Origin of the sequence: Tenacibaculum sp. 190130A14a (assembly GCF_964048965.1) — a bacterium.
Taxonomy (GTDB): domain Bacteria; phylum Bacteroidota; class Bacteroidia; order Flavobacteriales; family Flavobacteriaceae; genus Polaribacter; species Polaribacter polynesiense.
Genome location: NZ_OZ040189.1, coordinates 328,486 through 341,636, shown reverse-complemented (window position 1 = coordinate 341,636; position 13,151 = coordinate 328,486). Strand labels below are relative to the sequence as shown.

The 13,151-nt window shown below is 31.7% G+C and carries 14 protein-coding genes; 7 read left to right on the top strand and 7 right to left on the bottom strand.

Annotation, left to right across the window (positions count from 1 at the left end; genetic code table 11):
- The first annotated feature begins 55 nt into the window (after positions 1 to 55).
- From ABNT22_RS01640 to ABNT22_RS01630, 3 genes are all read left to right on the top strand, one after another.
- Positions 56 to 580, top strand: coding sequence for an RNA polymerase sigma factor (locus tag ABNT22_RS01640; RefSeq protein WP_348715781.1), 525 nt, complete (start codon positions 56 to 58; stop codon positions 578 to 580).
- Between the two features lie 46 nt (positions 581 to 626).
- Positions 627 to 1,526, top strand: coding sequence for a FecR family protein (locus ABNT22_RS01635; protein ID WP_348715779.1), 900 nt, complete (start codon positions 627 to 629; stop codon positions 1,524 to 1,526).
- Between the two features lie 295 nt (positions 1,527 to 1,821).
- Positions 1,822 to 4,017 (top strand): TonB-dependent receptor, encoded by a 2,196-nt coding sequence (locus tag ABNT22_RS01630; protein WP_348715777.1) that lies wholly within the window; start codon positions 1,822 to 1,824, stop codon positions 4,015 to 4,017.
- An 80-nt stretch (positions 4,018 to 4,097) separates the two neighbouring features.
- Here the strand turns inward: ABNT22_RS01630 and ABNT22_RS01625 are convergent, their stop codons facing one another.
- Complete coding sequence (locus ABNT22_RS01625) at positions 4,098 to 4,433, bottom strand: single-stranded DNA-binding protein (RefSeq protein WP_348715774.1); 336 nt, start codon at positions 4,431 to 4,433, stop codon at positions 4,098 to 4,100.
- A 152-nt stretch (positions 4,434 to 4,585) separates the two neighbouring features.
- Here ABNT22_RS01625 and ABNT22_RS01620 point away from each other — a divergent pair, with 152 nt between their 5' ends.
- The 3 genes from ABNT22_RS01620 to ABNT22_RS01610 are packed head-to-tail and all read left to right on the top strand — an operon-like array spanning position 4,586 to position 5,986.
- A complete protein-coding gene (locus ABNT22_RS01620) occupies positions 4,586 to 5,107 on the top strand; it encodes a DinB family protein (protein ID WP_348715771.1) in 522 nt (173 codons plus the stop codon).
- Positions 5,104 to 5,646, top strand: coding sequence for a GNAT family N-acetyltransferase (locus ABNT22_RS01615; RefSeq protein ID WP_348715769.1), 543 nt, complete (start codon positions 5,104 to 5,106; stop codon positions 5,644 to 5,646). The genes ABNT22_RS01620 and ABNT22_RS01615 overlap by 4 nt, the downstream gene beginning before the upstream one ends.
- Positions 5,636 to 5,986 (top strand): hypothetical protein, encoded by a 351-nt coding sequence (locus ABNT22_RS01610; RefSeq protein ID WP_348715766.1) that lies wholly within the window; start codon positions 5,636 to 5,638, stop codon positions 5,984 to 5,986. Before ABNT22_RS01615 ends, ABNT22_RS01610 begins: the two co-directional genes overlap by 11 nt.
- On the opposite strand, the gene ABNT22_RS01605 is transcribed toward ABNT22_RS01610, so the two are convergent.
- Positions 5,987 to 6,454: a CBS domain-containing protein gene (locus ABNT22_RS01605; protein WP_348715764.1), complete on the bottom strand. Its 468-nt coding sequence runs from the start codon at positions 6,452 to 6,454 to the stop codon at positions 5,987 to 5,989.
- 106 nt (positions 6,455 to 6,560) lie between these two features.
- Between ABNT22_RS01605 and ABNT22_RS01600 the strand changes: the two genes are divergently transcribed.
- Positions 6,561 to 8,858 carry a M20/M25/M40 family metallo-hydrolase gene (locus tag ABNT22_RS01600; protein ID WP_348715763.1) on the top strand — a complete coding sequence of 766 codons (2,298 nt, stop codon included), beginning with the start codon at positions 6,561 to 6,563 and terminating at the stop codon, positions 8,856 to 8,858.
- Positions 8,859 to 8,916: 58 nt separating this feature from the next.
- Here ABNT22_RS01600 and pyk read toward each other — a convergent pair whose 3' ends face one another.
- The 5 genes from pyk to ABNT22_RS01575 form a co-directional block, all read right to left on the bottom strand.
- Complete coding sequence (gene pyk / locus ABNT22_RS01595) at positions 8,917 to 10,344, bottom strand: pyruvate kinase (RefSeq protein ID WP_348715760.1); 1,428 nt, start codon at positions 10,342 to 10,344, stop codon at positions 8,917 to 8,919.
- Positions 10,345 to 10,347: 3 nt separating this feature from the next.
- Positions 10,348 to 10,818 (bottom strand): IPExxxVDY family protein, encoded by a 471-nt coding sequence (locus tag ABNT22_RS01590; protein WP_348715758.1) that lies wholly within the window; start codon positions 10,816 to 10,818, stop codon positions 10,348 to 10,350.
- 83 nt (positions 10,819 to 10,901) lie between these two features.
- Complete coding sequence (rnc, locus tag ABNT22_RS01585) at positions 10,902 to 11,639, bottom strand: ribonuclease III (protein WP_348715756.1); 738 nt, start codon at positions 11,637 to 11,639, stop codon at positions 10,902 to 10,904.
- 3 nt (positions 11,640 to 11,642) lie between these two features.
- Positions 11,643 to 12,896 carry a beta-ketoacyl-ACP synthase II gene (fabF, locus tag ABNT22_RS01580; RefSeq protein ID WP_348715754.1) on the bottom strand — a complete coding sequence of 418 codons (1,254 nt, stop codon included), beginning with the start codon at positions 12,894 to 12,896 and terminating at the stop codon, positions 11,643 to 11,645.
- A 5-nt stretch (positions 12,897 to 12,901) separates the two neighbouring features.
- Complete coding sequence (locus tag ABNT22_RS01575) at positions 12,902 to 13,138, bottom strand: acyl carrier protein (RefSeq protein WP_299105270.1); 237 nt, start codon at positions 13,136 to 13,138, stop codon at positions 12,902 to 12,904.
- Positions 13,139 to 13,151 lie beyond the last annotated feature (13 nt).

Genomic DNA, 13,151 nt, shown 5'->3' with positions numbered 1-13,151 from the left:
TTAAATGTCCCAAAAAAATTTCTATCTTTCTAAAGTTTTTAAACCCTCCTTAAGTTTGTCAAAGTCTTTATTTGAAAATATATGTGACAAAAAGCACTTCGCCGCGATTTATGAAAAATATGCGCAAGGGCTTAGTAACTTTTTATATTATAAGTATGGTGATATGTTAAACCCAAGTGACAAAGCACAAGATGCTTTTATTAAACTTTGGGAAAACTGTGCTAAAGTAACTCCAGAAAAAGCAAAATCATTTCTATATACTGTTGCTAATAATTTAATGTTAAATGCAGTGAAACATCAAAAGGTAGTTCTCAAATATCAGGAAGTAAAACCAAACGACTATACCAATGAGTCTCCTGAATTTGTTCTGCGAAAAAAAGAGTTTTTACAACGATATGAAAAAGCTTTAGCTAGTTTAAAAGAAGAAGAACGTGTTGCTTTTATGCTGAGTAAAATTGATGGAAAAACCCACAAAGAAGTTGCTGAAGTTATGGGAATCACTAAAAAAGTTGCTGAGCATAAAATTTATGCAGCTTTTAAAAAGCTAAAAGAGCAATTAGAAGAATTGAATAAAAAATAATGGGACAATAAGTAAGCAAGTTGTTTTATATATATAAAGAGGAATAATGGAGAAAAATGAGTTAATAGAAAAATGGTTAAAAAATGAACTAACGCCTGATGAGCAAGTTGCTTTTGATGCTTTAGAGGATGCTCCTTTTTTTAATGAAATTATTGAAGAAGGACAACGGTTTAATGCTAAAAAACACGCTCAAGTTACTTCATTTGAAACTTTAGAGAATCGTTTATCTGCTAAAAACAACACCAATTGGAAGAAAATAATTCCAAGAATTGCGGCAGCTCTAATTATTGGTTTTTCACTATTCTATTTTGTGAACAATCCTTCAATAAAAGAATTTGACACGCAATATTCCGAAAGTAAAACCATAACACTTCCAGATCATTCTGTTGTTCAGTTAAATGAACTTTCTAAATTAGAATACCAATCAAAAAACTGGGAAGAAAATAGAAATCTTGACCTAAAGGGTGAAGCCTTTTTTGATGTAGAAAAAGGAAGTCGTTTTGATGTAAATACTTCTTACGGAACTGTTAGTGTTTTAGGTACCGAATTTAACGTTGTTTCTAGAGATGGTCTTTTCAGGGTTTCTTGTTATGAAGGTTTGGTAGAAGTACGTTATAATGAAAAAACAGTAAAACTCCCTGCTGGTTCTGAATTCGTTTTAACAAATACCTCAGAAGAAAAAAGAAACATTGTTATTGCTACACCGCAATGGTTACATAACCAAAGTATTTTTGAGCGTGTATTGTTAAAAGACGTTATAACAGAATTAGAGAAACAGTATAAGGTTACTGTGATTTCTAACATACAAAACAAAGAGATTTATTTTACAGGGGCATTTACACACACTAACTTAGAAAGTGCAATTAAAGCAATCACTCATCCCTTTAATCTAACGTATAATATTAAGAATAAAACAGAAATTATTATTTCTGATGACCCAAACTAAAAGGAATTACATTACTTTTTGGATATTTTTTTTAAGCAATTTCATACTTACTGCGCAAAGTAAACTACCCTTAAAAAACATACTCGAAGAGATCTCTAACCAACATACTATTCGGTTTAATTACAACAGTGATTTAATTGAAAATATCAGCATACGCCCAATTTCGAAAGAAACCTCTTTAGTTCATAAATTTAAAAACATTGAGTCTCAAACCTCGCTAATTTTCACAAAAATAGATGCAAATCATTATAGTATTTCTAAAGTATATAAGGTTTGTGGATTTTTAAAAAGCTTTGTGGATCAGTCAATTTTAGAAGGAGCTACCATTCATACAAACTTTAGCAATACGGTTAGCAATCAACAAGGGTATTTTGAAACCAAAGTTCGTTTTCCATCTGAGAAAATAACCATTCGATTTTTAGGACATCAACCCGTTACACTTACGTTGGCATCTTTTTCAAAAAATGAATGTAAAACTATTTACCTACAAGAACAGGAAGAAAAACTAAGTCATGTTTCACTAACTGGATATTTGGTAAAAGGAATAGATAAGGTGGCTGACGGAAGTATTGCTATTAACTTTTCTGAATTTTCATTACTTCCAGGTTTAATTGAAACAGATGTACTTCACTCGATACAGGCATTACCTGGTATACAAAGTGCAGATGAAACAGTTTCTAATATTAATATAAGAGGTGGATCTCACGATCAAAACCTTATTCTTTGGGATGATATTAAAATGTATCAATCTGGTCATTTCTTTGGACTTATTTCTAGTTTTAATCCACAAATTACACAAAAAGCAATTGTTATCACTAACGGAACAGATGCTTCTTTTTCTAATGGAGTTTCAGGAACAATCCACATGAAAACTGATGATAAGATTCAAAAAGAGTTGAAAGGAAGTGCTAGTTTAAATTTTATCAATGCCAACGCGTTTTTGGATCTCCCTTTAGGGAAAAAATCATCCTTACAAATTGCAGCAAGAAGATCAATTGATGAATGGGTAAGAACACCTACTTATGAAGAGTATTTTGAACGTGTTACACAGAATACAGAAGTACAAAACAACAGTATCAATGTGACGAACTCTAATCAAGAGTTTAAATTTTACGACACTTCACTTCGTTGGCTATACAAGCCTAGTAAAAAAGATGAAATTCGCATTAATTTCATCACTATTAATAACGACTTAACTTTTGATGAAACCGCTACAATAAACACGAATGTAGAGACGAAACAAAGTAGTTTATCTCAAAATACTATCGCAGGAGGAATTAGTTATAAAAGAAACTGGACAGATGATTTTTCTACACAGTTAAATCTGTATGAAACTGATTACAAACTGCAAGCTATTAATGTAAATATTTTTGACAATCAACGTTTTTTACAGGAAAACATTGTGTCTGAATCTGGGGCTAAGTTACAAGCAAGTTATCATAAATATAACTGGAAGTATAATTTGGGGTATAATTTCACAGAATCTAAAGTGACTAATTTAAATGATGTTGATAATCCCAGATTCCTTAGGCTACGTTCTGACGTAATTAGAGAACATGCTCTTTTTGCTCAAATCCAGTTCCAAAACCTAGAAAATGATTTTATCATAAAACCCGGGATTAGATTCAACTATATTGAAAAGTTTAATAAAACCATTATTGAGCCTCGAATTAGTGTACATAAGAAAATATCATCTAAGATTACTACAGAAGTATTAGGAGAGTTTAAACATCAAAATGTTTCACAAATTATCAACTTTCAAAATGATTTTTTAGGAATTGAAAAAAGGCGTTGGCAATTGTCTGATGACGATGAAATCCCTGTAATAACAAGCAAACAATTATCATTTGGAATCAGTTATAAAAACAAATCATTGTTACTTGATGCTAAAGGTTATTATAAAACAGTAAACGGAATTACCACGCAAAGTCAAAGTTTTACTACAAAATATGAGTTTGAGAAAGCAAAAGGAAGTTACAATGTTTGGGGTGCAGAGTTTTTAGCACGAAAAAAACTTAAAAATCTCAACACTTGGTTAAGTTATTCCTTCTTAAAAAACAAGTACACCTTTAAAAATCTAGAAGATCGCAATTTTCCAAGTAATTTTGATTTTACACATTCAATTACACTTGGTAACACCTATACTTACAAGGCTTTCAAAATTTCGGCAGGAATTAACTACCAAACTGGAAAACCTACTTCTCAACCTGTAGAAAACCAAGAAATAGTTAACAATAGTATCAACTTTGGAAATGCAAATAACAGCAGATTATCAAACTATTTTAGAATGGATGCTTCCGCTACCTATCGATATAAAATCTCTGAAGAAGTAGGAGCTGATTTTGGAGTTGCTGTTTGGAATGTTACAGGTAGTGAAAATGCTATTAACAACTATTATCGCATTAATCAAAGTGCAAACGAAGTAGATAAGTTTACTCGATTATCATTAGGACTTACCACAAACGTTTTAGTACGTTTTTATTTTAACTAAAAAACGAGCTAAACAATTTAGCCCGTTTTATTCTTTATTTTTCAATTTCTTTTCTAGCGGTGATGTAGCAATTCTCCCCTCTACTTGTTTCCTAACATTAGTAATTCATTACAAACAACCTCTGTTACATATCGTTTATGTCCTTCGCTATCTTCAAATGATCTTGAAGTTAGTTTTCCTTCAATGATTACTTCGCTACCCTTTTGTAGATATTGCTCAATAATTTCTGCAGTTTTGTTCCAAGCAACAATATAATGCCATTGTGTATCTGTTACTTTTTGTCCCTGACTATTTTTATAAGTCTCGTTTGTTGCTAAAGAAAATTTAGCTAGTTTTTTACCACTATCTAAAGTGATTACTTCTGGTGTGTTACCTAGGTTTCCTATTAACTGTACTCTGTTTTTAAGTGCATTCATAATTATTATTTTTTCGTTAAACAGTTAAGACATTGCCGTTTCAATAAATCGACACTGCAAATATCCAACATCATGCAAGCTATAATTGGTTTGTAATCATTTGTTTTCGTTTGTAAATGAATGTAATCGGATATTTTTAGTATATTTACCTCATGAAATTCAGTATTGATAAGGGCTTAGAGGTTTTAGAAAAAACTCCAAATACATTAATAAATTTATTAGAAAATCTTTCTGATGAATGGATTTATGCCAATGAAGGTGAAAACACATGGTCACCTTTTGATGTTTTGGGGCACTTAATTCACGGTGAAAAAACAGATTGGATTCCTCGTTTAAAAATCATCTTATTTGAAGATCATAAACATTTTGTTCCTTTTGATCGTTTCGCACAATTTGAGCTCTCTCAAGGAAAAAGTTTAACCGATTTACTTATAGAGTTTAAAAAACTTCGGAAAGAAAACATCCGTTATTTGCATTCTTTAAACCTATCAGTAAATCAACTTCAACTTACCGGTATTCATCCCGAGTTTGGAACGGTTACCGCAAGTGAATTATTGGCTGCCTGGGTTGTGCATGATTTGGGACATATAGCTCAAGTTTCAAGAACTATGGCTAAACAATATAAAGAAGCAACAGGTCCCTGGCCTAAATATTTAACTATCTTAAACAAATGACATTTTATCTAGAAACAGAACGGTTAATTTTACGTGAATTTCAAAAACAAGATACAGCAGGAATTTTTGAATTAGACTCAAACCCTGAAGTTCATAAATATCTTGGAAACCGCCCTATTACAACATATAAACAAGCAGAAGACATTATTACCTTTTTTGAAAAACAATACCGAGAAAATGGTATTGGAAGATTTGCTGCCTTTGAAAAAGCCTCTGGCGAATTTATAGGTTGGTCTGGATTAAAATTCAATACTGGAGAACGAGAAGAACTAAATGGCTTTACTGAGTTTATTGATATAGGCTATCGTTTAATTCCTAGATTCTGGGGAAAAGGATATGCCTCAGAGTCGGCCTTTGCTTGTTTAGATTTTGGCTTTAAAGAAATGAACTACGACATCATTTATGGAGCCGCTGAAACCGACAATATTGGATCGAATAAAATCTTGCAAAAAATCGGTCTGCAATATGTCAACGACTTTATTTTCGAAGGACATAACGCAAAATGGTATGAACTAAAAAAAACAGACTATGAGCGATAAAAAATGCCTAGAATGTGGTGATAAAGTAATTGGTAGAATAGACAAAAAGTTTTGTTCCGATTATTGCAGAAATGCTTTCAATAACAAAGTAAATAAGGAAAGTAAAAATCTGATTAGAAATACGAACAATAGATTGCGAAAAAACTACAAAGTTCTTTCAGAATTAAATACTTTAGGTAAAACCAAAGTAACTCGTAGAAAATTGTTTGATAAAGGTTTTGACTTCAAGTTTATTACCTCTATATATACAACAAAAGCAGGTAACACCTACTTTTATGTATATGACCAAGGCTATTTGGAACTTGAAAATGAAATGTATTTATTGGTAAAACAAGATTAGTTATTTCCAAGTATTTCCTTTTAATTTCATTGCCGCTTTTAAAACATCCTTTTGACTAATTAAACCAACCAATTTTCCATTTTCTACAATTGGAAATCTCCTTCTTCTAGACGTTAAAAATTTATTGGCAGCATCAAAAATATTCATATTCCCATCAATAGTTTCTACCTCTTTTATCATTGCTTTTCCAACGGTATTATTTTGATCAATCGGTAAATTATAGTACCTACTTTCAGATATTTGTTTCATACAATCTCCTTCAGAAATAATTCCAATCAACTCATTCTTTTCATTTACCACAGGACCACCAGATATTTTATTTTGAATCAAGGTATCTATCACATCTTCTATCGGCTGATTCTCTTTAAAAGTTATTAGGTTCTTACTCATGTAGTCAGAAACTAAAATTGGTTCACTTTTTTTCTCAGGTTGATTTGTTCTTTTCCCTTGAAAGTTTATTATCCCCATAATGATTAGTTTTTTAGTTAGACTTAAATATACTGATTTTTAACAACTTAACATCTATCACAACTATAGGAATTAATTTACTACTTTTATCAAAAGAGAAAATTTAATGAAATCAACCACCAAATTTGCTTCAATTCTCGTTATCCTTTTTACCGTTTATTGGAGTTTTAAAGACATTATTCCTTCAGAAAAACAAACCTCAGAAAACCTTAAAGAATCTGGATTTTTAGTAGACAATGCTTTATACCATCTTAGAAACATTTCTAAAAAATCTCATCATGTAGGTACTAAAGAACATAAAGAAGTTCAAAAATATTTAGTGAATGAATTAAAAAAAATCGGTCTTACCCCTGAAGTCCAAATTCAATCTGTAGTAAATAACAAATGGCGTGCTGGTACTACCGTAGAAAACATCATTGCTAAAATTGAAGGAACACAAGAAGGAAAATCGCTATTACTTTTAAGTCATTACGATTCAAACCCACATTCTTCTCTTGGCGCTAGTGATGCTGGATCTGGAATTGTTACCATTCTTGAAGGCGTTAGAGCTTTTTTAGATAAAGGTATAAAACCTAAAAATGATATCATTGTTCTTTTTTCTGATGCAGAAGAGCTTGGTTTATTGGGAGCTCAAGCATTTGTAGAATGCCATCCTTTAGCCAAAGACATAGGGCTAGTATTAAATTTTGAAGCTCGAGGTAGTGGAGGTTCTAGTTTTATGTTGATGGAAACCAATGGTAAAAATCAAAAATTATTATCTAAATTTTTAAATGCATCTCCAAATTATCCTGCCGCCAGTTCTTTAATGTATAGTGTATACAAAAAGCTACCAAACGACACAGATTTAACTATTTTTAGAGAAAATGCAAATATCAACGGATTCAATTTTGCTTTTATTGATGATCATTTTGACTATCATACCGCACAAGACTCTTATGATAGAATGAATAAAGAATCTTTATTGCACCAAGCAGATTATTTGGTAACCACATTGAAGTACTTTTCTGAAGCCAATTTAAATGACTTTCATAGTAATGAAGATTATATTTATTTAAACTTTCCCTTTTTAAAACTGTTAAGCTATCCTTTCAGTTGGATTTTGCCAATGCTGGTTGTAGGTTTTGCGGCTCTTGTACTTTTAATTCTTATTGGATTGAAAAGAGGAAGAATTACACTACAAGGCATGTTTAAAGGGTTTCTTCCTTTATTAGCTTCATTATTTATAGGAGGTGGTATTTCTTACCTGCTTTGGAAATTAATATTGGTAATTCATCCTAAATATAATGATATTTTACATGGTTTTACCTACAATGGTCATTACTATATTCTTGCCACAGTTTTTTTAAGCCTTTGGATTACTTTTAAAATTTACAATCATTTTAGTAAAGAAAAAACTACCGATTTATTTATTGCTCCTATTCTTCTAGGGCTACTTATCAATACATTGGTGTATCAATATTTACAAGGAGCTGGATTTTTGATTATCCCAATATATTCATCTCTTTTAATTTTGTCTATCCTAATTTTTATGGACATTAAAAAAGCGAATAAGTCCTTACTTTTTGCCATTATTGGTATTCCTACAGTATATATTTTTAGTCCAATGGTTGAATTATTTCCTATAGCGTTAGGATTAAAAATTCTATTCGTAGCTTCTATTTTAACCATTTTGATTATTGTTTTTTTATTACCAATTTTTCATGAACAAAAACAGAAAAATAGACTTCAATCTATAACTGGATTTGCTACGATTATTGTATTCATTCTTGCTTTTTACCATAGTGGGTTTTCTGTAGATAAAAAGTTTCCGAATAGTCTAGTATATATACAAAATCAAGACTCTAAAGAAGCCTATTGGGGAACTTACAATAAAAACTTAGATAATTATACAAAACAAGTATTTGATAAAGATTATAAAGAAGGAAGTATTTCTTTCGCAGAAGGAAAAAGTAAATATAATACCCTATTTAACTATCATAAAAAAGCAAAGCATGTTGAACTTAAAAACTCAATTGTTACCATTGCTAAAGATACCATAATAGAAAACCTAAGACATATTGATATTAATATTCTTCCACAGAGAGCAATAAATAAGTATGAATTAGTAAACACCACTCCTTTAAGCATACAGAAATTAACTGCCAACAATGCTTTAGTTAATAAAGGACAACCTTTTACCAATAAGGGTACCCTTTTAATATATCAAATGGGTAATACAGATACCAGCCTAAATCTTTCATTCGTATTAGATAAAAATGAAACACCTAATCTTACATTGAATGAAATTTCTTATGACTTATTATCGAACCCATCATTGAATATACAACCCAGAACAGAAGTAATGATGCCAATGCCGTTTGTTACCAATGATGCCATTATATCTTCTAGAAAGATAAAACTATAAAACAAAAAGAGGCGCTACTGATAAAGTAACGCCTCTTTTATTTAAAATATGTTTATTTCTAATCTATACTAGATACACGTAAAGTGTTTACCATTCCTTTTGCTTCTACTGGCATAGAAGATAAATTAATTATAAAATCTCCTGACTTCACAAAACCTTTTTCTCTAATAATTTCGTTAATATCATCAATAGTATCATCTGTACTTAAATCTCGGTCATAAAAGTATGCTCTTACTCCCCAAAGTAAATTTAACTTTCCTAAGATTCTTTTTTCAGAGGTAAAAGCTATTACATGCGATTTTGGTCTCCAGGCTGAAATTTGAAACGCTGTATATCCACTATTTGTTAATGTAGAAATAGCTGCAGCTTTAATATCATCTGCCATTTGAGCTGCATGATGACAAACAGATTTTGTAATAAATCGATTCGTTCTGATGTGAGGAGGGTTATGCGGTACTTTAATCAATGGTGAAAACTCAACACTTCCAATGATCTCAGTCATTTTCTTGATTACCTTCACTGGATGCTTTCCTACAGAAGTTTCTCCAGATAACATTACAGCATCTGCACCGTCCATTATTGAATTCGCTACATCGTTAACCTCTGCTCTTGTAGGTACAGGATTTTCAATCATAGTTTCCATCATTTGTGTAGCAATAATTACAGGAAGTCTTGCTTGTTTTGCTCTTTGAACTAAACTCTTTTGTATCAATGGTACATCTTGCATAGGCACCTCTACTCCTAAATCACCACGAGCCACCATTAAACCGTCGCAATATGGTATTAGTGCGTCAATATTCTCAACTGCTTCTGGTTTTTCTATTTTTGCTATTACCGGTACTCTATAACGTGATTTCTGCTTGATTAGATCACGTAACATACGTAAATCCTCAGGGGTTCTTACAAACGATAAAGCAATCCAATCTACTTCTTGTTCTAGTGCAAAAACTACATCTTTTTTATCCTTTTCAGTTAAAGCTGGCAATGAAATATTGGTATTTGGTAAGTTAACTCCTTTTTTAGATTTTAACGGCCCTCCTACTAATACTTTAGTAATTACTTCTTTTGATTTATCCGTTGATACAACTTCAAACATCAGTTTTCCATCATCAACTAAAATTTTCTCTCCTACCTTTACATCTTTAGGAAAACGTTGATAGGTCATATATGCTTTTTCTGCCGTACCAGTGCACTCTTCAGTTGTAAATATAAAAGTATCATTATCCTTCAATATTACATCGTCTTCCATAACTCCTACACGAAGTTTAGGCCCTTGCAAATCAGCTAAAATTGCTACATTATATCCTCGTTCTTCATTTATCTCACGAATCTGACGAACGCGTTCCTTTACAACATCATAATCTGCATGTGAAAAGTTAATACGAAAAACATTAACCCCTGCTGCTCCCATTTCAGCTAAAATCTCCTTCGTGTTTGTTGCGGGTCCTAATGTTGCTACTATTTTCGTCTTTTTGTTATGTGGCATATCTTAAAAAATTAAGTTCTCTTTAGATTTTAGTGTTTCAGAATCTATAGTATATGAGGTTAAAATTTGTGGAATTTGATTAATCTTATCAACCATTTTTATGATAAACTCATAATCTAAATCTCCTTCAATTTTTAAAAAGTAATCTACTTTCTTCTTTTCTGGTATTAGAAAGGTTTTAAAGTAACTTTCTTCAAATAACCCGATACCATCTGTTTTTCTTTTTTCTTTAAAAACATTTGTTATTAAAAACCAGCTATTATCTAATTCTTTATCTAAATAATCAAAAATTGGATACGAAGACTTATTAAAATTATCTTCGAAGTCTAATTCATAACTGGCTTTAATCAATCTTATATCTAAGATTTGATTTAACTTATAGGCAAGTTTATAGTCATTTAAGGGCGTGTGAATACCGATTAATGTATATTCAGCACACCAAAAATCATTGATTTCTAACGAATAAGCTTGCATAAAAACAACAATTTGTTTTTTGCTAAGTTAAGGAATGAAATGAAAAGAATTTGTGAAATTAACGAAAACGTTTTCTTAAGAAGTTAGGAATTTTTCATTTGATTTTGCATAGCATAGTATACTCTTTTGGCTGCAATTTCCTCTGCTTTCTTTTTAGAAGTTGCTCTTCCTTTTGCCATAACGGTACCGTCTATACTAATTCGAACACTAAAGTGCTTTTTATTTTGATTCCCAGTATCTTCGTAGGACTGAAAATTATACTTCTTCTTGTTTTTTTGACACCACTCAATGATATACCCCTTATAACTCGAAATTTTACCTTCTAAGCGTTCTATATCTACATAGCGTAAAATTACCTGTTCATAAATGAATTGATGACAATAATTATATCCTCTATCTAAATAAATAGCTCCTATAAAAGCTTCAAATATATTACCATGTATATTATCACTAATATGTTCTTTAGCAATATTACTTTTTACAAAGCGTATCAGCTCTAAATCTTTCCCTAAAGTATTCAAGTGTTCTCTGCTAACAATCTTAGATCTCATTTGGGTTAAATACCCTTCATTACCATCTGGTGATTGTTTATAGAGATATGAAGATACCACAGATCCTAAAATGGCGTCTCCTAAAAACTCTAATCGTTCGTAATTTATAGGATTCCCTTTACCATCAACCATTTTCATTGATCGATGTATAAAAGCCTTTTTATAATAAGAAAGCTTTATGGGCTTAAAATTTAGCAATTCCTTTAGTTCATAGTAAAAATCCTCATCGTCTGTTGATTGTGGTCTTACTATTCTACGAAGGAAATTCATATATTATTCCGCTAATTTTTTAAATGCAACACAAGCATTGTGCCCTCCAAAACCAAATGTATTACTGATAGCTACTTTAATTTCTCTTTTTTGAGATTTATTAAGCGTTAAGTTTAACTCTGGATTGATATTCTCATCAACTGTAGCATGGTTAATTGTAGGAGGAACTTCTCCATGTTCCATTGCTAAAATGGTAGCAATAGCTTCAATAGCTCCAGCAGCTCCTAATAAGTGCCCTGTCATTGATTTTGTAGAGTTGATATTAATATTCTTCGCATGATCTCCAAAAACCTCTGAAATCGCTTTTAATTCAGCAACATCACCTAATGGAGTTGATGTACCATGTGTATTAATATGATCTACATCTTCTGGTTGTAAACCTGCATTTTCTAAACAGTTCTTCATTACTGCAATTACACCGATTCCTTCTGGATGTGGTGCAGTCATATGGTGAGCATCAGAAGATAATCCTCCACCAACAACTTCTGCATAAATCTTAGCTCCACGTGCTTTGGCATGTTCGTATTCTTCTAATACAATAGCTCCAGCTCCTTCTCCTAAAACAAAACCATCTCTTGTAGCATCAAAAGGTCTTGACGCTTTTTCTGGGTTTTCGTTATTAGTAGATAACGCGTGCATTGCATTAAAACCTCCCATACCTGCAATTGTAACCGCAGCTTCAGAACCACCAGTTACAACTACATCACAGTGTCCTAAGCGAATGTAGTTCAATGCATCAATCATTGCATTAGCAGATGATGCACATGCAGATACTGTTGTATAATTTGGCCCCATAAATCCATTTTTAATAGAAATGTTTCCTGGAGCAATATCTGCAATCATTTTTGGGATAAAGAAAGGATTGAATTTAGGAGTTCCATCTCCTTTTGAATAATTCAATACCTCTTCTTGGAAAGTTTCTAAACCTCCAATTCCTGCTCCCCAAATTACACCTACGCGTAATTTGTTTACTTCGTCTAAGTTTAACTTCGAATCTGCAATCGCTTCATCTGAAGCCACCATTGCATATTGTGTAAACTTATCCATTCTACGTGATTCTTTCCTATGTATGAAATCATTCACGTTAAAGTCTTTCAACTCACATGCAAAACGAGTTTTGAACTTGGCAGCATCAAAATACGTTATAGGTGCTGCTCCGCTAACTCCGTTAACTAAGCCGTTCCAATATTGTTCTTTATTGTTTCCTATTGGCGTTAATGCGCCAAGTCCAGTTACTACAACTCGCTTTAATTGCATATAAATTATTTTTTTGCTTCTTCAATATAATTTACCGCTTGACCTACAGTAGCGATATTTTCAGCTTGATCATCTGGAATTTGAATATCAAATTCTTTTTCGAACTCCATGATTAACTCAACAGTATCTAAAGAATCTGCTCCTAAATCGTTTGTGAAGCTAGCTTCTGTAGTTACTTCGTTATCGTCTACTCCTAATTTGTCTACGATAATTGCCTTTACTCTTGATGCAATGTCTGACATAATTTTATAAGTT

Bases quoted from the DNA above. Each gene is read 5' to 3' on its own strand.
- ABNT22_RS01635 (WP_348715779.1), top strand. From the start codon at position 627: ATGGAGAAAAATGAGTTAATAGAAAAATGGTTAAAAAATGAACTAACG.
- ABNT22_RS01625 (WP_348715774.1), bottom strand. From the start codon at position 4,433: ATGAATGCACTTAAAAACAGAGTACAGTTAATAGGAAACCTAGGTAAC.
- ABNT22_RS01620 (WP_348715771.1), top strand. From the start codon at position 4,586: ATGAAATTCAGTATTGATAAGGGCTTAGAGGTTTTAGAAAAAACTCCA.
- ABNT22_RS01615 (WP_348715769.1), top strand. From the start codon at position 5,104: ATGACATTTTATCTAGAAACAGAACGGTTAATTTTACGTGAATTTCAA.
- ABNT22_RS01610 (WP_348715766.1), top strand. From the start codon at position 5,636: ATGAGCGATAAAAAATGCCTAGAATGTGGTGATAAAGTAATTGGTAGA.
- ABNT22_RS01605 (WP_348715764.1), bottom strand. From the start codon at position 6,454: ATGGGGATAATAAACTTTCAAGGGAAAAGAACAAATCAACCTGAGAAA.
- ABNT22_RS01600 (WP_348715763.1), top strand. From the start codon at position 6,561: ATGAAATCAACCACCAAATTTGCTTCAATTCTCGTTATCCTTTTTACC.
- pyk (WP_348715760.1), bottom strand. From the start codon at position 10,344: ATGCCACATAACAAAAAGACGAAAATAGTAGCAACATTAGGACCCGCA.
- ABNT22_RS01590 (WP_348715758.1), bottom strand. From the start codon at position 10,818: ATGCAAGCTTATTCGTTAGAAATCAATGATTTTTGGTGTGCTGAATAT.
- rnc (WP_348715756.1), bottom strand. From the start codon at position 11,639: ATGAATTTCCTTCGTAGAATAGTAAGACCACAATCAACAGACGATGAG.
- fabF (WP_348715754.1), bottom strand. From the start codon at position 12,896: ATGCAATTAAAGCGAGTTGTAGTAACTGGACTTGGCGCATTAACGCCA.
- ABNT22_RS01575 (WP_299105270.1), bottom strand. From the start codon at position 13,138: ATGTCAGACATTGCATCAAGAGTAAAGGCAATTATCGTAGACAAATTA.